Source organism: Nitrospira sp. (assembly GCA_029194675.1).
Lineage (GTDB): Bacteria > Nitrospirota > Nitrospiria > Nitrospirales > Nitrospiraceae > Nitrospira_D.
Window position 1 is genome coordinate 1 of the sequence record JARFXP010000001.1, and the last position, 22,256, is coordinate 22,256.

Consider the following 22,256-nt stretch of genomic DNA (forward strand, 5'->3'; position numbering starts at 1 on the left):
ACCGTCAGCGTCGGCATTCCAGGCTGGGAAATTGCTCGCCCGCGGTGTTTGCCCAGCAGTGGGCTCGTCAACAGCTGGCGGCGTGAGGCGGCAATTCATGGCGTCCACTATTGACAACCCAGGTCAGATGCATCGGGGCGCTCGCATTGCCCGGCAGCACGTCCACCGCCAGGGCCAGCCGGGTGTTTGCCATGAATGCGCTGTGATAGCTGTGCGACGGTCGCCCCGGCTTCTTTGGGTTGTAGCCCACGACGGCCCCTTCCTGCTTCCCATACAGGCCCTTCACCGTTGTATCCAGATCCAGAACCACGGCGTCGTCAGCAACGGGTGGGGCGTCTTCGCCAGGTGCCGATCGAGCCAAGCCACGCCCGATGATTCGTCCATCCGGGCAAGCGCCCGTCGCGCCGTATCCTCCGAGACGAATCCGGCAACACCCAACAGCCTCGGGTGGATGCCGTCATGGCGCATCGCCGTGCTAGGCGCGTAGCGGTGGTGGCCGGCGAGGATCGCCAGCAGCAAGGTGGCGAGCACGGTGCGTGTAGCCGATGCGTGGTGGCTGTGGGAGGCGAGCGGGCAGTCCGCCACCCAGGCCTCGAACAGGCCCCTCACCTTGAGACACTCAATGCAGAACGGCAGTTGTCCCAGTGGGGTCACGGCTGCAGCAGGGTCCCACTCCACGTGGATTCGCCCCCCACACGTCTCGAGCGCAAGCGCCCCCTTCTGTCCTGCCACGGCCTTGCGTGATGCCTCACCCATTGGGGGACTCCCTTCGTACGAAGAAATGTGCCCCCAATCCGCTGCCAGCCAGGCGATCCCCGAGCAGGCCGCTGCTTCAACTGCCGTTTATAGGCTGAAAGATTATGGCATTCAGATCAGTATGGATGGGACCGGGCGCTGGCGGGATACCGTCTTCGTCGAACGGCTGTGGCGGAGTCTCAAGTATGAAGAGGTCTCTCTCCATGCCTACGAGACCGTCTCCGACGCCCAGCAGGGGGTGGGGCGCTACATGACCTTCTACAATCAGCTCAGGCCGCATCGCGCGCGTGACGGACGCACGCCCGATCGCGTGTACTGGGAGAACCTGCCTGCACGGCCCACTGCCGCGTAGGCTCATCCCGTCAGGCGCCACTTAAGAACGGACAGAAACTGTCCAAACAAGCGGACCCACCTCTGTTCGGCACAGTCCGCCGTCCCAGTGCAATGGAGACCGATGATGGTGGACGGCTGGAGTTCGATTACAATCGAGATACATACCCATGGTCTAGGAAATGTGTTGAACGATACGCTCCGAGTGCTAGGGTCTGTTGACATTCATTTCATCCAGAGCATGGTCGCAGCAAGATAGATGAGGCTGGCGAAGTTGCGGGCGCGTTTGGCGTAGCGAGTCGCGGCGGCCCGATAGTGCTTGAGCCGGTTGAGGAAGCACTCGATACGGTAGCGCTCGGCGTACAGGGCAAAGTCCGTGTCACGCGGAGCTTTGACACCGACGCGTGGTGGGACGACGGCCGTGGCGCCGGACCGTTCAGCAGCCTTGACGATTGTTTTGCTGTCGTATCCCTTGTCGGCAATGACGTAGTGCGCCGGAAATCCCGCCAGCAACGGCTCGACTTGCGTGTAGGCTGATGCCTGCCCCGGCGTCAGGATGAAGCAGAGCGGATTGCCAAGGCCATCAACCGCCGTGTGGATTGTGGTGGTCAGCCCGCCCTTCGAACGGCCAAGGGCTTCCGTCTCTTGAGCCCCCCTTTTGCGCCTGCGGCGTGCTGGTAGGCCCGGACGATGGTGGAGTCGATCATCACGTATTCAAAGTCGGGATCGCCGGACAGGGCACGGAACACGCGTTCCCAGACGCCCGCATTTGACCACCGGTTGTACCGCTGGAACACGCTGTTCCATGCACCGAAGCTGTCCGGGAGCTCACGCCAGTGCGCGCCGGTCTGTGCGATCCAGAGCACCACCTCCACAAATTTTCGGGTATCGGTTGCCGTCCGTCCTGGATCGCTCGCCTTGCCAGGCAACAACTCTTTGATGTGCTTCCATTGATCATCCCGGAGTTCCCGTCTCGCCATCCCCCCCCTCTTGGGCGTTGATCCGTGCCGCACCAATGACAATGCGGAGGCGAACTCTGAATGTCAACAGGCCCTAGCAGGCTTCGGAAGAACCCTCCGTTCATCCTTCGAGAGCCTCAGGACGAGCGGAGCAGCCATTGAATTTACTGAGCTGTTCCGTTCATGTTGAGCCCGTCGAAGCACAAAAATCGAGTTTTTCCGCAGCCTGCTAGATATCTTGGGGTTGACGCCACACCTCCCATGGGGCACCACCGTGCGAATACATCTCATCCAAAGCTTGCTTATCCTTGAAGGTATCCATGGAAGCCCAGAAACCGTCGTGTATATATCCGATGAGCTGCTTCGCTTTAATTAAGCTCTGGAAAGGTTCCCGAACCAGTTCCTCACCCGCACCGATATAGCGGAAGATGTCTTTCTTGAAGATAAAGAATCCACCATTGATCCGAATATTGGTCTGACTCATGTCCTGAATCTTCTCGATATCGTCCTGACCGTTCAACGTCACAATATGATAGCTCAGACGCGGCTTGACACATACGAAACTGCCGACCTTGTCCTCTTTGAAAAAATGATCTAGCTGTGCGGGAAGCGGAAGATCCGTAAGGACGTCGCTATAATTGGCCAGAAACATCTCCTCCCCGTCCAGATACTTTTGCACCGCCTTCAATCGTTGACCTATGTTGGAAGTGAGGCCGGTGTCGGCAAATGTGATTCGCCAATCGCTGATGTCAGTACTCAACAGGTCGAGATGTTTCCCGCCCTCGGAGAGCACGAAATCATTCGAGATGCCCTCTTCGTAGTTCAAGAAATATTTCTTGACGACATCGGCGGCATGACCAAGACACAACACAAAATCCTTATGCCCGAAATGGGCGTAGTATTTCATTACGTGCCATAAGATCGGTCTGTAGCCGATGGGCACCATGGGTTTCGGAATCGAATCAGAATATTCTCTTAGGCGCATTCCTAAGCCGCCACAAAACAACACAACTTTCATAATGTATACTCCCTAACTTAGGACAGATCAGAAGGAGAATCTTCTGACACCATAACCACCCTCTAGGAGCCTGTCCGACATTGACCTGACGGTCCGGGGAACCTGCGCCGTATTGACCAGCACCTGGGTCAGCATCGGCTGCGCGTGCTGTTTGTCATTCGACTCAGCGGTGACGTCGGCCGCAACAATAATCTGCGCCCTCGCATCGACCGCCGCTTGGCCGTGGTCCCCTTGCACGACACTCCCCTTGGCCCCGGCATCCGGCATGATCCGGCTCTCCGGGTCGGTGAAGGTGCGCTGGGCCTTCGGGTGCGGCCCCGAGCAAGGCGGCTGCGGCCGGCCTCGGCGCGATCCTGTTGCCTTGCGAGCTTCGTGCGCCACCTGTTTGAGCGCGGCTTCCGCCTGAGCCTCCTGCTCCAGCACGGCCTTGGCGGCCCGAATGGTCTGGAGCCGCTGCTCGCGGCGCGCAAGTTCGGCGGGCCGTTCATCGCCCCGCCGGTCCAGGCCATACGCCACATCGTCCTGAGCATCGGCGGCTTCCGCCTGCGTCAGCAGCCGTTCGACTTCCGCCGTGAGCCGCGCGGCTTCCGTCACCATCCGACCATAACTCATGGCCTTGTTCGAGGCATTGGCCTTGACCTTCGTCCCATCCAGCGCGATGTGCCTCAGCTTCACCAAGCCCGCCCGCTGGCAGAGCTTCAGGACCTGCACAAACCGATCAGCCAATGTTGTCAGATGCGGCTTGCGAACGTCACTGAGGGTCCGGAAATCCGGCCGCTGATTGACCGCCAGCACCCGAAACGCCACATCCTCTTCCAGTTCCCGCGCAATCTGCCGCGAGGCCGGAATCCCCACGGCATAGGCATACCGCAATACCGTGACCAGCAGCTGGGGATGATACGGCACCGTGCCACGCGTCACGCCGCCATAGGTGGCGAGGATGGGCGTGAGATTCAGTTCCTCCGCCAGATCCGACAGGAAGTACGCCAGGTGGTCCTCCGGCAACCACTCGCGCGATGGCGGCGGCAACAGCCACAAGTCATCAGGATCATAGGGGCGAAAGGTTCGAGTGGTCATCATGCAGCCGCCTCACTCCTCACTACGTAGGTACACGAATCAGCGGCTGCACACAAGGGGGGGCTAATGTCGGATAGGCTCCTAGTCCAGGAGGATTCTGCGCGGCAATCGAGGTTCTCCGAGGACTCAATTGTGGCGATTATGAAGCAAGCCCAGCCAGCCGCCAGCCAATCAACCTAAATCCGGCGTGAGTTTCCTATCACAGCCTGTCACCTGAGCGCTCAGAAGCTTCGGAAGAGCCATCTTTGAGATTGCGCCAAAAGCTACCGTTTCGATAGCATTTTGAGACATGCCGCCACACGGGCCACGGAAGCTCAAGATCACATTTGGGACGACCTCTCTGACCCACTACGGCGGCGTATTATACTTGCCCCATCGCTTCTTCGGTCGCTTGCGGTTGAGGAAGCTCCTGACCCAGGAAGCACGCCTTCTCCAACGCAACAATCGCTCGACTCGTTGGTCACATCCGTATCGCTTCGTCGTCGTGCGACGCCCCCAGCCCGACGAGCCAACCAACCAGTTGCGCTCTTCACGCTCGGCAAGTACCACTACCAGGTCCTGGTGACGAATCCCGTTGCAACCGCTCAACTTCTGACGCTTCTACAATGACCGGGCCGGAGTCGAGCTGCTCATCAAGCAACTCAAAGGGGATTACGCTCTAGGCAGCATCCCCGCCCGCCACTTCTTTGCCAACGAGACCTACTTCCATCTGCTCCTGCGGGCCTACGATCTCGTGAACTGGTTCAAGCGGCTGTGCCTGCCCCCGGATTTCCAGAACGCCACGCTCCAAACGCTCCGTCACAAAGTCCTGCTGATGCCCGCACAGTTGCGGCGCGTCGAAAATCGTCCCGGCTTGAACTTGCCAGCAAGCGGTCCTCGAGAAGCGTCATGGAGGTATGCCTTGCAGAAGATTGAGAAGCTGAACTTGTGAAACCATCGTTTTTCACGCCGGATTCAGGATCAAATCTTCGTCAGAAAACTCAACAACCCGCGACGCGGTGGGAGATCGCGAGTATGTATCCGATAATAATCGCTAGAAGCGTTGTCGAGATCGGTCACATCTCGAATAAATATCCGTATAAATCGACATACTTATCGATTGCTGCTTCAGCGCTCGGCAAATGATGGAAATCCCGTTCGAATTTCGCGACGTCAAGAATTGTATAGTGAGGTCGTGGGGCCAGAAACTTGCCGGACTTTCTACCAGCCTCCATCAGCTCTTTTAGGGGGATAGGAGTTATTAAACTACGCGGTTTCCCTAATCTGTCTGCGAACCGTAGACTTATGTCATAGGGTGTAAGCGGATTGCGCGCGCTTAGATGATAAATGCCTCTTGTTCGCCTTTCAGGATCATGCATGGCTTCTTCAATCGTAAAGATTGCTTCCGCGACCGTTGCATCTGCGAGATGAGCAACGTACATGTCATCTACTCTCGTAAACGGCTTACCCATTTGAAGCTCAGAACAGGTTCTCTTAAAAAAACCTCCAAGCGGTCCTTGCACTCCGTGCATCCGGACTATGACCGATCCCTCGGAATATCTTTCCAGGACCTTTTGTTCTCCCAAGACCTTTGTCAGGCCATAGAACGTCGGCATAATGACCGTATCGGCATAATTGACTGCTCCAGTGTGGTCCCTGGGTACTTTGAGCTTGTCTTCTTCTGTATACTTTTTACCATGGGCATTGTCTCCAAATACGGATTCAGTGGAAAGATGCAGCAATAATATTTCCGCGCCCTCCGCGGTGACTTCCGCACAAGCGCCTGCCAAAATTTCCGCGCTACGGGTGTTTTTTTGATACGCTGAGAGAGCTATTGGTTCTGCTACATACCTTTGTCCTTCGACTCCATCAAGATCTGTTTCGCCGGCGCAATTTATTATCGTTCTGACTTTATTTCCGGCCAACTTTCTAACAATGTCTCTGACTCTGTCTTCATCAGTAGAATCGAAATCCTGCACGACCTCCGCTAAGCTTTCTGTTTCCGGAACGGTTTTGTGGACCAAGCCGGTAAGTGTTGCTCTTCGAAGTCGAAAACGGCGCAGCGCATCCCCGACTTTCCCGGAGATTCCAGTTACTGCAATATGTTGCATCACCTCTCCTCTTCAAGAGCCATTCACGATTAGGGAATCTCACAGGGACTCAACAGCCCGGTGCCTCCATATCTCCCCGTAATGCTACGGCGGATTGGGTACAATTTCACAATCATGCGAACCATGTCCTCGCCGACGCCTCGGAGATCTTCTGATTTGAGGCCGGATACCACATTCATTTGGAGAATCGTGACCGGACGAAAGATGGGAAATTACAAGCCGACAAAACCGACCTCTAGATTGGGATATGTTTGGTCCTTATGCGACATGACTCCAGCGACGTCCGGCCAGTTGATGCCCAATCTTGGATCATTCCACCGTAAACCCTTGGAGCCAGCCGGCTCATAGAATTCCGACATCTGGTAAAAGATCTCCGTGTTGTCCTCGAGTGTCTGGAACCCGTGGGCAAAGAGTTTTGGGATATAGAGCATTTTATGATTGGTAGCGGTCAGTTCGATCCCAACCCACTTTAGGAATGTGGGTGAATCTTTCCGGAGATCAACGATCACATCGAAGAGAGACCCCTTTGTACAACGAACCAGCTTTACCTCGGCATGCGGAGGGATCTGATAGTGAAGGCCTCTCAAGGTTCCCTTCCGTTTATTGTAGGACACATTGCACTGAACGAGATGAGGGTCGAGACCCTTGGCGGCAAACTCCAGCGCACACCACGAGCGAGCGAAAAAGCCTCGTTCATCTTCAAGCTTCTCGACCTCGATTACGTATGCCCCGGGGAGAGACGTTTCCAAGAAGATCATTGCGGGATCTCACCCTCAAGAATAGACGCGAACTTCTGGAATCGGTACCACGAACTGTCCTCCCCATTCGCGGATGTACGAAACCTGGTCCATAATCTCGTCCTTGAAGTTCCATGGAAGAATCAGCACATAGTCAGGTTTGGTTTCCCTGATTTTCTCGGGGGCGAAAATCGGAATGCGGGTGCCAGGCAGGTACTTTCCCTGCTTGTAGGTATTTCGATCGACGGTGAAGTCGATGAAATCCTGGCGTATGCCGCAATAGTTGAGGAGGGTATTGCCTTTTCCCGGCGCCCCATATCCTGCGATCGTTTTCCCTTTCCGTTTAGCTTCGATCAGAAATTCAAGTAACTTTCTCTTCGTCTCCTTCACCTGCTCGCCGAAGAGCGCATAGGTTTCCACTCGATCGAAGCCAACCTCCTTTTCTCGCCTCATCAGCTCCCAATACCGTTCCGTCACGGGCTGCGTCTCGTCATCAGCATGACGTCCATAGATCCGAAGCGACCCTCCATGCGTCGGCAGTTCTTCCACGTCGAACAGCGCGAGTCCATGAGCCGCAAAGACCCGTTCGGCGCTCATGAGGGAAAAGTAGAAGAAATGTTCGTGGTAAATGGTGTCGAACTGATTCTCATGCATCAATCTCATCAAATGAGGGAACTCGATGGTCACGACGCCACGAGAGGCTAACAAGAGTTTGATCCCCCCGACAAAGTCATTGATATCGGGAACCTGAGCCAGCACATTATTCCCTAACACAAGGTCTGCCTTCCCTCTTTCGGCAACCACCTCATTCGCCGTGTTCAGACCGAAGAACTTGACTAACGAAGGAACATTCTTTTCCCTAGCCGCCTCAGCCACGTTGACGGCCGGCTCAACTCCTAAGACCGGAATGCCCTCGGCAACAAAATGCTGCAACAGGTAGCCGTCATTGCTTGCTAACTCTACGACGAAACTCTTCTCCGTCAAACCCAGACGTCCAATGATCATTTCCGTATATCGCTTCGCATGCTGCACCCAACTGTCCGCGTAGGAGGAGAAATATGCATATTCGGTAAAGATCTCGGCAGGGCTGACATATTCATGTAACTGCACGAGGAAGCATTTCTCACAAACATACACATGGAGCGGATAGAAGGGTTCCATTTGATTGAGCTTCTCTTCGCTGACATAGCTTTCACAGAGGGGATGCATCCCAAGATCCACAAATGTTTTCCTCAAGGGCGCTCCACAGAACAAACAGCTTTGGGTTTCCATGTGGCCGATTCCTTCCTTGCAGGCGGCACCTCATCTGCCTTTCCTCTTCACTTCAGCAGTGGGAGTAAACAGGGCCCGCTGATTCATTACCGCAAGCAGCTCGATTTCTTTGTCAGTCAGTCCACCTACTCGACCATTCTCTTCCACCATATTTCGTGCCGAAGGAATATATACTCCTGGGGCAGAAAAGTCGATCCGGGGAATAGTGCGCCCGGCAATAGAACCCCTCGAGAACAAGGTAGTCGCGGATCATGATTGGGGTCAGATCTTGTTATGTGCATTCCTTTCTTTTGGCACGATCGCACCTACACGTCTGCACTATGCATAGTACAAGGTCCGACCCCAACTTCCTATTCCTTGGAAGGCTCGAAGGCTAGAGTGAGACGCGGTCGTCAGCAACCGACTTTTAAATCGCTTCCTCTTAAAAATGATAGCCTACGCCGAAGACAAAGTTGTTCGCACGGTAGTCCATGTCTACGTTTACTCCAGTACCTAGTAAGTTGTCGTGACCCATACTTGCCCAGCTGTATTTCCATTCCCCGAACATGGCAATCGCACTCGTGATTCGGTATCGAAGCCCGACTTGCGTGTTCAGTCCGACATCGGTGCTCGAGCTGGAAAAGCCAGAAGTCGACAGGTGGGAAAAGAATACTCCGAGCCCCACGCCAACGTAAGGCTCGAATGCACCCGCCTGATACCGGACTACGAGATTCACCGGGCCCAAGTAAGCATCCGATTGTAGATCCCAGGAAGCGTGATGGGAGGGGACGTGCCGAAGTTGCCGCTGATTACCCAATCTTGCTGTTTGATATGAGGCGTGGCATTGAATACTTCGGTTTCAATGCCGAGCCATTTCACGGAGGCAAAGTAGTATCCAACTTTGCCTCCGTACGCTACGGAAGTCTGTAAATCGAGGTCACTTACCGCTACCGTGGTTCCTCCTCCACTCAACCGCACGCTACTGAAGTCTGCGGGGAGGTTCGGGCCTACTTGACCTGCAACATACCATTCCGCTTGAACCGGACGGCTGAAAGGCACGAGGACAAACATCGCCATCGTAAGGGAACAGGATCCGACGACAACCAGCAATTTACTCATAAGTAATCTTCCTTTCTCCGGCCTCTCTGACCGTTGACGGTCCTAAACTAACCTGGGACAATCCTGAGACGCAATGCAGAAGGACGCGCAATCATTTTCATCTGGCGTGCAGCCGGCTAGCGCGGTAACCCTCAGCCCCTTCAGGCAGTGGTGATGACCGTCATGTGCGGCGTGACCATCGGCACTACCGCAGTCACGGCCATTCCGGCAAGGTCGCTTCCAAAATAGCGAAGTTCTCTTTGACCAGGAGAGAAATTGAGCTGACCGCTCATGATCGTTTGTATTCGGATTCAGTCGACAACCATATTTCTACCCCTAAAACCACATATCCCAATTTGGCCATTGCAGCACTTACATCTTATGGCGTTTTGCCAGGGCCATGCGGCTTCCTCCAACATATGATCCGCCGTCTTCTTAAGATGATAATAGAGGTGGCTCCGCTTGTTTGGAGGAAGTCTTGATCTTTTCTTCATCGGAACATCTCTGATAGAATGCCGGTCAATACGAGGGAAGCTGGATCTTAGCTTTGATTATTTAACCTTACGTGGCAGGAAAAAGGAGCGCGCAGATATGGCAGAGGTTTCGTGTGTGACATGCGGGCAAACGGGAGAAGCGATTACGGCTCCCTTGTTTCTCGGCAAGCTTGAGTCGGAGGTAAAGAGCAAGGTCTGCATCGACTGCTGGAAAAAGTGGGAAGGCATGCGCGTGATGGTCATCAATGAATATCAGGTCAATCTCGGCGATGAGAGCGGACGTGAACTCGTTCGCAAGCAGATGAAAGCATTTTTGAAGCTAGGGGAACAGGTCGATTCGTCGAAGGTTGCCGAAAACTATCGTCCGCCGACCGGCTGATCGCGCGTTTCTTCCGGAAGCGGTTTAGCCAGTGAGCTTCAAGTTTTCCCTTGGATTGTCGCAGAGTTCGTTGACATCGCAAATCCAAAAGTGCTAGGGTGTCGCGTTCTGCCATTCCCATTCTCTTAACGGGGAAAGAGGGAGGATTCGGTTCGAAGATGATCACGCAGATGCAGGTCAAGGGGCTCATGTTTGACCCCTACAACAATGCGTACATCATCATACTCCGAGACGATGATCAATCGGAAATGTTACCGATCTGGGTCGGGAAATCGGAAGCCAGTTCGATCAGCCTGGCGATCGAGAATGTCGCCCCTCCCCGTCCCATGACCCACGACTTCATGAAGTCGTACTTGGATGCATTCAACGCCAAGGTCATTAGTGTGGTGATCACAGACCTGCATGAACATACCTATTTCGCCAAAGTGCATCTGACCTACGCGGACTCAGAGTATACCGTCGATTCTCGTCCCAGCGACGCCATCGCTCTGGCTCTCCGGACCGAGGCTCCGATTTTTGCGAGTGAGTCCGTGATTCGCAAGCAGAGCTCAGAAGAACTCGATCAGTGGCTGGAAAACCTGAAGCCAGAGGACTTCGGAAAGTTGGACACCTGACGAATGTGTTGACCGTTGTATGGAAGAGCACGCACCTCAAACGACCGAACCGTTGATACGGCTTACCGTCAATCGAGTTGTAGAAGACTCGACGACGGATACCAGGATCGTCGTGCTGGCACGAACCGATGGCGCGTCAGACCATTTCATGGTATGGGTGGGAGCGTCGGAGGGTGAAGCGATCAGGCGTGCTCTGGACACATCGACCACACCACGACCAATGAGCCACGATCTGATCAAGAGTTTCGGCGAGCACCTCGGTATCAAGATGGAACGAGTGGTCCTCACGGACGTCAAGAGCAGCACTTACTATGCGACCGTCTTCCTCGAAAATAAAGGAGTCATTCGCACCATTGACGCTCGACCGAGTGACGCCATCGCGCTGGCGCTTCGATGCCAAGCGCCGATCTACGTTACGCAGGATGTTTGGCGACGGCGTAGCGGTCAGAATCTGGACGCGTGGTTGTCCAAGCTGGAAACAAAGAATATCGGTGCCCAAGAAGTCTAACGCCTGTCAAATGCTGACAGAGTTGCAACGTGGAGATAAAGATGACGACGTACTTCGCGAATCCGACTCATGTGAAAGAAACCTGGCATCTGGTGAACGCAGAGGGGAAAACCCTGGGCCGATTGGCGGCACGAGTGGCCGGCGTCTTACGGGGAAAACACCGCCCGACATTCACGCCGAATGTCGATCTGGGTGATCATGTGGTCATCGTGAATGCGGAAAAGATTCACTTGACCGGCGACAAGATGGAAACCAAACTGTACCGGCGCCATTCCGGGTATCCGGGAGGGTTGAAAACCGCCTCCGCCGCACACGTATTTCGGAAGGACCCGACGCAGCTCTTGACAAGAGCGATCAAGGGCATGCTTCCGAAAACCCCGCTCGGCAATGGGATGGCGCGTAAGCTCCGCGTCTATGTCGGACCAGACCACCCGCATCACGCTCAACGTCCTGAACCTATTTCTCTCTAGAGACATGGCCTCAAACAGAAGGAGACAAGTCGCATGGCAGTGGTGACACAATACGCAACGGGACGGAGAAAGTGCGCAGTCGCCCGAGCCTGGGTCACAGGCACCGAAGGCGATATTGTCGTGAACGATAAGCCGTTGGAGAAGGCGTTCCCTCGTCTCACCCTGCGGCAAATTATCCAGCTACCTCTCGAGATGGCCGGCCTGATGGGCAAATACTCGATCAGCGCGACCGTCTATGGGGGCGGCCCGACCGGGCAAGCCGGCGCTCTCCGTCATGCCATCGCGCGGGCGCTTGTCGCGATGACCCCTTCCACCCGCAGTCCCCTGAAGAAAGAGGGCTTGCTCACTCGTGATTCGCGCGTGAAGGAACGAAAGAAGTACGGACAGAAGGGCGCGCGCAAGCGGTTCCAATACTCCAAGCGCTAGGCGCAGGGGCCGACGATCCAGGAAAAGGGAAGGCTCCATGCCTTCCCTTTTTTGTGTCCTCTTTTATGTGAAACAACTGTCGGCCTAGGATAGACATATTGACCGATGAGTGAGAAATTTCGAATCGCGATTGCTGGAGCCAGCGGATATGCCGGCGCGGAACTTGTTCGACTCACGGCGGCCCATCCCTATTTTACCATCACCGCCGTAACGTCTGAAAAGTCAGCGGGTCAGTCGGTCTCATCCGTGTTTCCGAGTTTCAGGGGAATCGTCGACCATCAGTTTGAAGCCTTGGCGCCGGAAGCCCTGACGGAGCGGGCGGATGCCGTTTTTCTCGCGCTACCTCATACAAAATCACAGGACCCCGTTGCGGCATGCATCAAGGCAGGCAAGCCCGTCGTCGACCTCAGTGCAGATTACCGGCTGAAGGACGTCGGCATCTACGAGAAGTGGTATCACACTCCGCATGGATACCCACATTTGCTCCAAGATGCGGTGTACGGTTTGCCGGAGATCCATCGAACCGCGATTGCCAAGTCGAAACTTGTTGCGTCGCCTGGATGTTATCCCACTGCCGCAGTCCTACAGTTGGCGCCCCTCTTCGCCAAACGGCTCGCACGACCGGAGACGATCGTGATCGACGCCAAGTCCGGCGTGTCAGGAGCGGGACGGAGCCCTGCCCTGGCCTACCATTTTCCGGAAGCGCATGAATCCCTGGAGCCCTACAAGATCGGTCAACATCGCCATACTCCTGAAATCGAACAGGAACTTTCCGGACTCATGGACAGTGTCGACTCCGTGACCGTGACATTCACTCCTCATCTTGTACCGATGAATCGAGGTATCCTGAGTACGGCGTATTGTAAACTGACGCAGCCCGTGCAACTTTCTGACCTTCGAGACTTGTACCGAGAGTTCTATACAGGTGAACGCTTCGTTCGGCTCTACGAGGACATCGTTCCCAATCCGCGTTACATCAAAGGCACGAACTATTGCGACATCGGCGTGTACATGGATTCGCGCACCGGATGGGTCGTCACCGTGGCGGCGGTCGACAATCTCGTCAAGGGAGCCGCTGGTCAGGCCATTCAAGCCATGAATTTGATGCTCGGCATTCCCGAGGACACCGGCCTTACCGCACCGGGCAGTTATCCCTAACCAACCTCCTCGACGATCGCGTACTCAATCGTCACACGACTCGAGAACTCGTTATGAGACCAAGACACATCGGCATCACTGCACCGCTAGGGTTTCAAGCCGCCGGAATCCATTGCGGGATCAAAAAACCAGATCTGCTCGATTTGGCCCTCTGCGTGTCCGACGCAAGCGGACCGATCGCCGGGGTTTTCACAAAGAATCGCGTTGTCGCCGCACCGGTACTCCTGGATCGACAACATCTTCGGTCTCGTCGCGGGCGAGCTATCATTGTCAACAGTGGGAACGCCAATGCCTGCACGGGTGAACAAGGACTGGCGGCGGCGAAAGCAATGGCTAGGGCTGTGGCGGAGCAGCTTTCCCTTCCCGTACACCAAGTATTCGTGGGTTCGACCGGTGTGATCGGTCGTGTCCTGCCGATTGATCGCATCACCGCAGCCGTCCCGACCCTGATCGCACATCTCAGCATCCCAGGAGGCGATCAAGCAGCCCATGCGATCTTAACCACGGACTTGCGGCCCAAGACCGTCGCGAGACAAGCGAAAATCGGCGGTCGTGTCGTCACCATCGGCGGCATGGCCAAGGGTTCAGGCATGATCCACCCGAATATGGCCACCATGCTTGCCTATTTGACGACGGATGCTGCGATTGCTCCAGCTGCCCTCCAGTCGGCATTGAAATCGGCAGTCGATCAATCCTTCAATTGCATTACGGTAGACGGTGATACCAGCACGAACGACACGGTTCTCTGTCTCGCTAATGGCCTGGCCAGGAACCGACCTATTCAACAATGCACCAAGCCCTATCGCGATTTCGAGCGACTCTTGACCGATGCGGCACAGGAATTGGCTCTCATGATTTGCCGCGATGGAGAAGGGGTCACCAAGGTCGTCGCGATTCGGGTGCACGAAGCCGCCACGATGACAGCGGCAAAACGAGTTGCCGGCACCATCGCAACATCAAATCTGGTCAAGACCGCGTTGTTTGGAGAGGATGCCAATTGGGGCAGAGTCATGGCTGCCATTGGGCGATCGGGCGTTGCGATCGACCCGGACAGAGTCACGGTGCGATTCGATGACATTGTCATGGTGCGGCGAGGGGTTGGAATGGGGCCCGAGGCAGAGCAGAAAATCGCGCCCGTCTTCAAACAAAAGGAATTTACGGTCACCGTTCAGCTTGGGCAGGGTCAAGCCCATGCCCACATGTGGACAACAGACCTCTCGTATGACTATGTTCGCATTAACGCGAGCTATCGATCCTAGTTCAAAAAGACCGAGGGCAGCTTGAAACCTCGACAGGACTATGGTAGCGTCCCCGATCTGGGTGCGGCAGGGGTTCGTTTCTGACACAAAGAGAGAACGGCCCCATTTAATAAAATTTCTATCAGCGTCGATACGCTGCGCGGCTTGAGAATAAGGGGAGCGATTCCCTCACCCGGCGTGGGTGCTCTGCAAGCTTGAAGGGAGGTGAAGGCATGGGAGTGGTGGTGATCAAGGAATTGTTGGAGGCCGGCGTTCATTTCGGGCACCAGACTAACCGCTGGAATCCCAAGATGAAGAAGTTTTTGTTCGGTGAACGCAGCGGCATCTATATCATCGATCTTCAGCAAACCGTCGCGAGGATGGAGCAGACCTATGCCTTCGTCCGAGACCTTGTTGCAGCCGGAGACTCCGTCTTGTTCGTCGGCACGAAGCGGCAGGCGGCGGAAATCCTCGAAGAAGAAGCCAAGCGCGCCAACATGTTTTTCGTCAACCAGCGTTGGCTGGGGGGGATGTTGACCAACTTTCAAACCATTCGCCGCAGCATCGATAAGATGAAAAAGATGGAAACGACGCTCCTGAATCCCAGCGAGCATGGTCTCAAAAAGAAAGAAGTCCTTCTCATGCAGAAGGATATCGCCAAGCTCCAAAAATACCTGTCCGGTATTAAGAACATGCGCAGCCTTCCTGGTGCGGTCTTTGTGTTGGATACAAGAGTCGAGAAGATTGCCGTCCAGGAAGCGAAGCGACTTGATATCCCGGTGATCGCCATCCTAGACAGCAACTGCGACCCGGACGACATCGCCTACCCGATTCCGGGAAATGACGACGCCATTCGTTCGATCAAACTGATTACCTCCAAAATCGCCGATGCCTGTATCGAGGGCGCGCATGTGAAAGCCCAGCGGGAAGAAGCGGAGTTTCAAGCAACTCCAGCCGGCGGCGAAAAGAACCAGCCCATGCGCGTGGAAAGCGTTCCGGTTTCGTAAATTAACACGATTGATCCATCAACGGCTCATTCTCATCATCGACCAAGCGAAGGAACAGAACGAATCATGGCAGGATCCAGTCAGCTCGTAAAAGAGCTTCGGGAAAAAACAGGCGCCGGCATTCTGGATTGTCAGAAGGCGCTCAACGAAAACGGGAACGACGTCGACAAAGCCGTCGACTATCTGCGGCAAAAAGGCCTCGCGGCGGCGGCCAAGAAGGCCGGGCGCGAAACCAACCAAGGGCTGATTCATTCCTACATTCATATGGGCGGCAAGATCGGGGTCTTGATCGAAGTCAACTGCGAAACCGACTTCGTCGCGCGAAATGAGGAATTCAGAGCCTTCGTCAACGATCTGGCCCTTCAGGTGGCGGCCGCAAAGCCGTCATTCGTGAAGCGCGAAGATGTTCCGGCTGATGTTGCCGAGAAAGAGAAAACGATCTACGAAGGGCAGGCCAAGGAAATGGGCAAGCCTCCCACTGCATGGCCGAAGATCGTCGAAGGCAAGCTTGAAAAGTTCTACCAGGAAAGCTGCCTGTTGGAACAGTCATTCATCAAAGACCCGGCCGTCACCATCAAAGATCTACTCGCTCAGAAGATCGCTAAGATCGGCGAAAACATGAACATCCGCCGATTCACCCGCTATCAGTTAGGCGAAGCATGAGCTCTGCCAAATACCGACGCCTCCTTCTGAAAGTCAGTGGGGAGATGTTGGCCGGTGAGCAGGGTTACGGCATCCAGCCGTCCATTCTGGAAAACCTCGCGGAAGAACTTGCTTCCGTCGTCGCCCTTGACGTTCAAGTGGCGGTCGTCATCGGCGGAGGCAATATTTTTCGTGGAATTGCAGCAAGTGCATCCGGTATGGAACGGGCCTCAGCTGATTACATGGGGATGCTGGCGACGGTGCTCAATGCGCTGGCTCTCCAGAATGCGCTCGAGCGGATCGGAATCATGACCCGTATTCAATCTGCCATCGAAATGCGCCAGCTCGCAGAGGGGTACATCCGTCGGAGGGCGATCCGCCATCTTGAAAAGAGCCGCGTGGTCATTTTTGCCGCCGGCACGGGTAACCCTTATTTCTCAACCGATACGGCCGCCGTCCTGCGGGCGATGGAGATCAGTGCTCAAGTGATCATGAAAGGAACGAAAGTCGACGGCATCTACGATGCCGATCCCGTCACTCATCCGTCGGCGAAGCAGTATGAGAGGATTTCATTTCTGTCCATCCTCAACCAGAAGCTCACGGTGATGGATTCCACGGCGATCAGCCTTTGCATGGACAATAAATTACCTCTCATCGTATTCAACCTGAAAGTCAAGGGCAACTTTAAACGCGTGGCATTAGGCGAGCCGATCGGCACCCTGGTTACGCTCGGCGATCGCTGATCCCATCACGAGGTGTCTCATGTCCAACGCAGCCCCGGTTCGGCAGGCATTCATCACCCACATGGATCAGGCTCTCGAACACTTGCGGAAGGATCTGTCCGGTCTGCGAACCGGGAGGGCCTCCGTCGCGCTGCTCGACGGCATCCGTGTCGACTATTATGGAACCATGACTCCGCTCAAACAGATCGCAAACGTCTCCACCCCCGAAGCACGGCTCATCATCATTCAACCCTGGGAACCGAAACTGATCAAAGAAATCGAGAAAGCCATATCCACTTCAGGGTTGGGCGTGACACCTTCAAACGACGGTAAAGTGATCCGAGTCCCGCTTCCGCCCCTGACGGAAGAGCGCCGTAAGGAGTTGACGAAGATCTGCAAAAAGCATGGAGAGGAGACGAAGGTCCAGATTCGAGGTTTTCGGCGAGACGCGAATGAAGAGTTAAAGAAACTCCAAAAAGATGCCAAGCTCACCGAGGACGAACTGCGCAAGGCCGAGCAAGAGACCCAGAAGCTGATCGAGCAATATGGGCAGAAGATCGATGACGTGATCAAGAAAAAGGAACAGGAAATCATGGAGGTCTGAGTCCAACTTCCTGATTCTCACTTCTTCGCGTGCCGAGTACGTCGACATTCCTCCCGACCGTCGCCACCCTCGATCTGACGGCGCTCGCACATAATCTCTCCCAATTTCGTCGGATTCTCTCCCCTGGGTGCGACGTCATGGCGGTCGTCAAAGCCAACGCCTACGGCCATGGCGCGATCGAAACGTCACGGACACTGATACGGCATGGTGCGACTCGCCTTGCCGTCTTCTCGACCGAAGAAGGGGTCGCACTTCGGCAAGCCGGCATCACTGTGCCGATCGTTGTTCTAGGACCGGTCTTCCAAGAACAATTCGGTGATCTTTTTGCACACCAACTCACTCCGGTGGTGAGCGACCCTGCCGTGCTCACTGCGCTGGGACAGGCTGCGGCATCGCGTGCGACTCCCTACCCTATACATCTCAAAATCGAGACCGGTATGGGCCGGTTAGGTCTCACGCACGATGAACTGGAGACGCTCATCAACTCCCATCGGTTTCCCCCTTCCCTACAATTGGAAGGGCTCATGACTCATCTGGCCGATGCGGACGGGCCCGACCCAGACGCGACCGAAGAACAAATCAGTCGCTTCAACAGAGCCATGAAAGTCGTTCTGGATGGTGGGTTCCAAGTTCCTCTCGTTCATGTGTCGAATAGCGGTGGAGCGGTTCGCTTCCGGTCAACTCACTTTTCCCTCGTACGGCCCGGCATCATGTTGTACGGGTACCACACCCTACCCGGCACAGTTGAGACTCCGGACCTGAGGCCGGTGCTCTCACTGAAGACCCGTATCGCTCAGCTCCGAACCATCCAACCGGGTGGAACGGTCAGTTACAATCGCACCTTCACCGCAAAGTGCCTCACGCGGATTGCCGTTCTCCCGATCGGTTATGCAGGCGGGTTGAGCCGACACCTCTCGAATCGAGGCTATGTTCTCATCCGTGGACAGCGAGCTCCCATCGCGGGATTGGTATGCATGGACATGGTGATGGTGGATGCCACCGCGATACCGGGCGTTGCCGTCGGTGACGAAGTGGTACTGATCGGACAGCAGGAGCACGAGCGAATCACAGCCCGCGATATTGCCGAGTGGACGGGGACGATCTCCTACGAAGTTCTGTGTGCCATCAGTCCGCAGATTCCCAGACTCTATCACTCCTCTTAGCGCGCATTATTCACGACGGTTCGTCGCGAAATCGCGCAGTCTCCAAGTGAGATAGGCGCGCGGAGCCGTGAGGAAGGGAGGCATACTTGAAACAGTATGTCGACCGACCGAGCGGCGAGCCCGCCTGCCTGGCCGCTCTCGGATCGCGGCCAGGCTTATCGTAGCGGCGAATCCGCGATTACAGCAGAAGCGTTCGTGAATAATGCGCGCTGATCCACTCCCACACAACCGTTCATCGATGTCCGCAGAGACTGGAGCCAACCGGGTGCGCGTTGAACAGCATGTTGACTAGAAACTGGCTCGGACGGATAACGCGCCGGTGTGCAAGGTGGCCGTGTAGAGCTGCGACATACGAGAGATCCTGCGGTGGCGCGCCTCTTTGATCAGACTACGAGTGGAATACGATTCTGAGTCCACAGACCCACGCCTGCAAGGGGGAGGGGGGTACGCCGCCGGCAGCAGATTCGTTTGCAATAAATGCGCGAGCTTCGTCGCATCGATCTTCTCAGTCTCGATCTGCGCACTGGCAATCGCCTTCGTCTTCAGCGGATGGGTGAGCACCAAGGTCGGGATGCCGCTCCTCAATCTGCTCCTACAACCACATCCAAGTACCGGTGACTTCCACTGCGATGCATAACTCTTGCTACGGTGATAGCCTTTGCTGGTGCCCTCGAAGTAACCTCCCGAAGGTCTCCGGCAACTTCGGCTGTTTTAATTCCGTGATACCCCGCAGCTTTGCTGATGACTTTTAGGAGAGTTTCTTTTTCGTCAGTGGCCATTGTGACATCGGTAGGCGCGGCTATCATCACGCAAGACTTCATTCCCTATTCTCTTGGAATCTTTACGGAGCAACTGTGATCTGGCCCACCCGGTTCGGGTCTATGGTCATCGAGCATTTAGAGGGGTTGATATCACTGCTGTCCAAAATAGTCGGCTGTTTCGAGTTCTTCCCCCGTGAATGCGGCATATGAGACGGTCTCTGGTCACCCATCCAGTTCAGGTTGTCCGGTCTGCTGTCCAAGATCAGGTAGCGAATAGCCTCTGTTGGGGCGGCGCTGGTATGAGCAGCGGCCGTTCAAAGGGCGCATTGAGCCAGTCCCACAGATCCCGATAGGTCAACAGATTGAAGCGGAGCAACGCGGCCAGATTCGAGAGACTCCAGGGCCACGTGGACTTCAGCTGCAGAAATTTCAACAGCAGCATCGCGAGCAGGGCGATCCAGATTTGGACCTGTACGGCGTTCTCACTCGTGCCCACAAACGTCTTGATCCGGAGATGCTGTTTCAAGGCCTTGAAGAGGAGTTCGATCTGCCAGCGCTCCCGATAGATGGCGGCAATCGTGCTGGCCGCAAGCTGCATGAGATTGGTCAGGAACCGTAGCGGCCGCTGCTGTCTTGTGCTAGGCTCGAAAAAGTGGACGCCTTCAACCTATGATCTGAGGTCTGGAGGTGTGAGATGGAACGAGTTCCGCGACAGCAGTATACGAAGGAGTTCCGTGAGCAAGCGGTGCAGCTGGTCCTGGAACAGAAGTTGACGATTCCAGAGGTAGCAAGACGCCTGGCCATGTCGGGCAAGACGCTCGAGAACTGGGTGTGTCGAGCCCGGCGCGGTCAGCTCGCGACGCTGGGGGAGAGCCGACGGCCCGTGACAGAGCTGGAGGCCGAGGTCTCTCGGCTGAAGCGCGACCTGGCCGAGGCGCGGATGGAGCGCGACATCTTAAAAAAAGCCACCGCGTACTTTGCCAAGGCGCAGCTGCCCGGTACGCGCTCATGAGGACGCTGCGGCCCCAGTATCCCCTGAGTGTGTTGTGTCGGGTGCTGGAGGTGTCCCGAAGTGGGTACTATGCCTGGCGCACGCGCCGTCCCTCGAAGCGCGCTCAGGAGAACGCGCGCCTAGAAGTGGCGATCCAGGCCGCGCATGTGCGCACCCGGCAGACCTATGGGCCGGAACGTCTCCAAGCGGAATTGCGTGAGGATGGGTTCCCCGCTGGGGTCGGACGCATCAAACGGCTACGCAAGAAACTGAGACTACGTTGCAAACAGGTGCGCTGGTTCACGACCACGACGGATTCAAAGCACTCGCTGCCGGTGGCGGAGAATGTCTTGGCCCAAACGTTTGTCGCCACGCGCCCGAACGAGACCTGGGTCACCGACATCACGTATATCCCCACCGCAGAAGGGTGGTTGTATCTGGCGGGGATCAAAGATCTGTATACATGTGAGGTGGTTGGGCATGCGAGGGGGCGCGGATGACGACGGACTTGGTGCAGGGGGCGCTCAGGAACGCTCTCGACACCAAGCGCCCGGCCCCGGGGCTCATTCATCATTCTGATCGCGGCTCTCAATATTGTGCCCAGGACTATCAAGCGCAATTGCGGCAGTTCGGCCTGACCCCGTCTATGAGTCGGAAGGGCAACTGCTATGATAACGCGCCGATGGAGAGTTTCTGGGGAACGCTCAAGAATGAGCTGGTGCACCACCGGCGGTATGAAACACGGGAGCAGGCTCGGCGAGAGATCACGGAGTACATCGGCTCTTCTATAACCGTCAGCGTCGGCATTCCAGGCTGGGAAATTGCTCGCCCGCGGTGTTTGCCCAGCAGTGGGCTCGTCAACAGCTGGCGGCGTGAGGCGGCAATTCATGGCGTCCACTATTGACAACCGGGGTCAGTCTCTCATCCCAGATCGTCACCTGTCGCAGGGGGACCGAGCACCGGTCAGCCGCATGGGAACTGGTGAGACGGATTACCTCATCGACCAGCACCGGTCCGCGTGTCGGCACGGAGCGTTGCTCCAGCACTTCGTAGAGCATGTTGGTGCGGGGACGGGTGACAAATCCCACCTCGGCGACCGTCCAACGATGATAGCGGGCATAGTCGAGATACCCGCGATCGATCACCACGATGGTGCCTGGCGCAAAGGTGAGCTGTTGGGCGATCCGCACGTCGTTGGTGTCGCCGTCGGTCACGAGGGCCCAGCAGGGCAAACACCCCTGGTGATCCAGCTGCAGATGGAGCTTGATCGCCCCCTTCGTCCGCTGGAATCTGGCCCAATCGAACACCGTGGCACAGAGTTCAATGATCGTTGCGTCGAGGGTGCGCAAGGGGTGCTTGAACCGGAACCGGCGGCGCTTCAAGGCCGCGACGGCTTGGCAACGGGTGAGGACTTGATAGAAGAGCGTCTCGTACAGCTGCCAGGGCCGATGCGCATTGGCATAGGCCAGCGTGGACCGAGTCGGTGTCCGACGGATGCCAAGGTGGACGAGTTTGCCAAGGGCGGTGGCCAAGCCGCCACAGATTTCTCGAAGTGAGTGCGCACTACCCATCTGACAAAACAGCATCGCTATCAAGTGATCCCAGCAGCTGAACCCCTTGGCTGCTCGCTCAGCGGCGTGCTGTCGAACGGCCCGAGCGAAGTCCGCGCGATCGATCAGGGCGAGCATTTGCGCAAAGCAACTGGCGACGGTTACCATACTGCACCTCCGGCTTGTGGGTGCCACGGCGCGGGAACGCCGTGG

Annotated in this window: 24 protein-coding genes and 3 pseudogenes; 14 read left to right on the forward strand and 13 right to left on the reverse strand. The window is 56.0% G+C overall.

Annotated elements, in window-relative coordinates; genetic code table 11:
* Positions 1 to 67 precede the first annotated feature (67 nt).
* Positions 68 to 286 (reverse strand): hypothetical protein, encoded by a 219-nt coding sequence (locus tag P0120_00005; protein MDF0672714.1) that lies wholly within the window; start codon positions 284 to 286, stop codon positions 68 to 70.
* Positions 283 to 756: a hypothetical protein gene (locus P0120_00010; protein ID MDF0672715.1), complete on the reverse strand. Its 474-nt coding sequence runs from the start codon at positions 754 to 756 to the stop codon at positions 283 to 285. The genes P0120_00005 and P0120_00010 overlap by 4 nt, the downstream gene beginning before the upstream one ends.
* Before the next feature lie 103 nt (positions 757 to 859).
* Here P0120_00010 and P0120_00015 point away from each other — a divergent pair.
* Positions 860 to 1,108 (forward strand): annotated as a pseudogene (locus P0120_00015) (integrase core domain-containing protein).
* A gap of 203 nt (positions 1,109 to 1,311) precedes the next feature.
* On the opposite strand, the gene P0120_00020 reads toward P0120_00015, so the two are convergent.
* From P0120_00020 to P0120_00055, 8 genes are all read right to left on the reverse strand, one after another.
* Positions 1,312 to 2,066 (reverse strand): IS5 family transposase gene (locus P0120_00020; protein ID MDF0672716.1). Its coding sequence is split into 2 segments (ribosomal slippage): positions 1,312 to 1,734 and positions 1,737 to 2,066, totalling 753 coding nucleotides; the frame shifts between segments, so codons are not numbered across the junction.
* A 208-nt stretch (positions 2,067 to 2,274) separates the two neighbouring features.
* Positions 2,275 to 3,063, reverse strand: coding sequence for a sugar phosphate nucleotidyltransferase (locus P0120_00025; GenBank protein MDF0672717.1), 789 nt, complete (start codon positions 3,061 to 3,063; stop codon positions 2,275 to 2,277).
* A gap of 27 nt (positions 3,064 to 3,090) precedes the next feature.
* Entirely contained in the window at positions 3,091 to 4,143 is a 1,053-nt protein-coding gene (locus P0120_00030) for a transposase (GenBank protein ID MDF0672718.1), read from the reverse strand.
* Positions 4,144 to 4,798: 655 nt separating this feature from the next.
* Positions 4,799 to 4,942, reverse strand: a complete 144-nt coding sequence (locus tag P0120_00035; GenBank protein MDF0672719.1) for a hypothetical protein — start codon at positions 4,940 to 4,942, stop codon at positions 4,799 to 4,801.
* 253 nt (positions 4,943 to 5,195) lie between these two features.
* The gene (locus P0120_00040; protein MDF0672720.1) at positions 5,196 to 6,230 is read right to left on the reverse strand and encodes a sugar nucleotide-binding protein; all 1,035 of its coding nucleotides are present in this window, start codon (positions 6,228 to 6,230) and stop codon (positions 5,196 to 5,198) included.
* A gap of 212 nt (positions 6,231 to 6,442) precedes the next feature.
* Positions 6,443 to 6,988 carry a dTDP-4-dehydrorhamnose 3,5-epimerase gene (gene rfbC / locus P0120_00045; GenBank protein MDF0672721.1) on the reverse strand — a complete coding sequence of 182 codons (546 nt, stop codon included), beginning with the start codon at positions 6,986 to 6,988 and terminating at the stop codon, positions 6,443 to 6,445.
* A 15-nt stretch (positions 6,989 to 7,003) separates the two neighbouring features.
* On the reverse strand, positions 7,004 to 8,239 hold the full coding sequence (locus tag P0120_00050; GenBank protein MDF0672722.1) for a class I SAM-dependent methyltransferase: 1,236 nt from the start codon (positions 8,237 to 8,239) through the stop codon (positions 7,004 to 7,006).
* Positions 8,240 to 8,950: 711 nt separating this feature from the next.
* The gene (locus P0120_00055) at positions 8,951 to 9,337 is read right to left on the reverse strand and encodes a hypothetical protein (protein ID MDF0672723.1); all 387 of its coding nucleotides are present in this window, start codon (positions 9,335 to 9,337) and stop codon (positions 8,951 to 8,953) included.
* Between the two features lie 570 nt (positions 9,338 to 9,907).
* On the opposite strand from P0120_00055, the gene P0120_00060 reads away from it, so the two are divergent.
* The 12 genes from P0120_00060 (at position 9,908) to alr (ending at position 18,741) form a co-directional block, all read left to right on the forward strand.
* Positions 9,908 to 10,189 (forward strand): Fe(2+)-trafficking protein, encoded by a 282-nt coding sequence (locus tag P0120_00060; protein ID MDF0672724.1) that lies wholly within the window; start codon positions 9,908 to 9,910, stop codon positions 10,187 to 10,189.
* A 158-nt stretch (positions 10,190 to 10,347) separates the two neighbouring features.
* Positions 10,348 to 10,803, forward strand: coding sequence for a bifunctional nuclease family protein (locus tag P0120_00065; protein MDF0672725.1), 456 nt, complete (start codon positions 10,348 to 10,350; stop codon positions 10,801 to 10,803).
* Positions 10,804 to 10,822: 19 nt separating this feature from the next.
* Positions 10,823 to 11,311 carry a bifunctional nuclease family protein gene (locus tag P0120_00070; protein MDF0672726.1) on the forward strand — a complete coding sequence of 163 codons (489 nt, stop codon included), beginning with the start codon at positions 10,823 to 10,825 and terminating at the stop codon, positions 11,309 to 11,311.
* A 41-nt stretch (positions 11,312 to 11,352) separates the two neighbouring features.
* A complete protein-coding gene (gene rplM, locus P0120_00075; protein MDF0672727.1) occupies positions 11,353 to 11,781 on the forward strand; it encodes a 50S ribosomal protein L13 in 429 nt (142 codons plus the stop codon).
* A gap of 33 nt (positions 11,782 to 11,814) precedes the next feature.
* Positions 11,815 to 12,207 carry a 30S ribosomal protein S9 gene (gene rpsI / locus P0120_00080; GenBank protein MDF0672728.1) on the forward strand — a complete coding sequence of 131 codons (393 nt, stop codon included), beginning with the start codon at positions 11,815 to 11,817 and terminating at the stop codon, positions 12,205 to 12,207.
* Positions 12,208 to 12,312: 105 nt separating this feature from the next.
* On the forward strand, positions 12,313 to 13,365 hold the full coding sequence (gene argC / locus P0120_00085) for an N-acetyl-gamma-glutamyl-phosphate reductase (protein MDF0672729.1): 1,053 nt from the start codon (positions 12,313 to 12,315) through the stop codon (positions 13,363 to 13,365).
* A gap of 53 nt (positions 13,366 to 13,418) precedes the next feature.
* Positions 13,419 to 14,624, forward strand: a complete 1,206-nt coding sequence (gene argJ, locus P0120_00090) for a bifunctional glutamate N-acetyltransferase/amino-acid acetyltransferase ArgJ (GenBank protein ID MDF0672730.1) — start codon at positions 13,419 to 13,421, stop codon at positions 14,622 to 14,624.
* Between the two features lie 212 nt (positions 14,625 to 14,836).
* Positions 14,837 to 15,610, forward strand: a complete 774-nt coding sequence (gene rpsB, locus P0120_00095) for a 30S ribosomal protein S2 (GenBank protein MDF0672731.1) — start codon at positions 14,837 to 14,839, stop codon at positions 15,608 to 15,610.
* 66 nt (positions 15,611 to 15,676) lie between these two features.
* Positions 15,677 to 16,273 carry a translation elongation factor Ts gene (tsf, locus tag P0120_00100; protein ID MDF0672732.1) on the forward strand — a complete coding sequence of 199 codons (597 nt, stop codon included), beginning with the start codon at positions 15,677 to 15,679 and terminating at the stop codon, positions 16,271 to 16,273.
* Positions 16,270 to 16,995: a UMP kinase gene (pyrH, locus tag P0120_00105; protein ID MDF0672733.1), complete on the forward strand. Its 726-nt coding sequence runs from the start codon at positions 16,270 to 16,272 to the stop codon at positions 16,993 to 16,995. The genes tsf and pyrH overlap by 4 nt, the downstream gene beginning before the upstream one ends.
* 19 nt (positions 16,996 to 17,014) lie before the next feature.
* Complete coding sequence (gene frr, locus P0120_00110) at positions 17,015 to 17,578, forward strand: ribosome recycling factor (GenBank protein MDF0672734.1); 564 nt, start codon at positions 17,015 to 17,017, stop codon at positions 17,576 to 17,578.
* Positions 17,579 to 17,607: 29 nt separating this feature from the next.
* Positions 17,608 to 18,741 (forward strand): alanine racemase, encoded by a 1,134-nt coding sequence (gene alr, locus P0120_00115; GenBank protein ID MDF0672735.1) that lies wholly within the window; start codon positions 17,608 to 17,610, stop codon positions 18,739 to 18,741.
* Between the two features lie 288 nt (positions 18,742 to 19,029).
* Here the strand turns inward: alr and P0120_00120 are convergent, their stop codons facing one another.
* Positions 19,030 to 19,326, reverse strand: coding sequence for a hypothetical protein (locus tag P0120_00120; protein MDF0672736.1), 297 nt, complete (start codon positions 19,324 to 19,326; stop codon positions 19,030 to 19,032).
* Positions 19,327 to 19,923: 597 nt separating this feature from the next.
* Positions 19,924 to 20,118, reverse strand: a pseudogene (locus tag P0120_00125) (transposase).
* A gap of 78 nt (positions 20,119 to 20,196) precedes the next feature.
* Here P0120_00125 and P0120_00130 point away from each other — a divergent pair.
* Positions 20,197 to 21,369, forward strand: a pseudogene (locus tag P0120_00130) (IS3 family transposase).
* On the opposite strand, the gene P0120_00135 reads toward P0120_00130, so the two are convergent.
* Entirely contained in the window at positions 21,351 to 22,211 is an 861-nt protein-coding gene (locus P0120_00135; GenBank protein ID MDF0672737.1) for an IS4 family transposase, read from the reverse strand. The pseudogene P0120_00130 and the gene P0120_00135 sit on opposite strands and share 19 nt — an antisense overlap.
* Positions 22,212 to 22,256 lie beyond the last annotated feature (45 nt).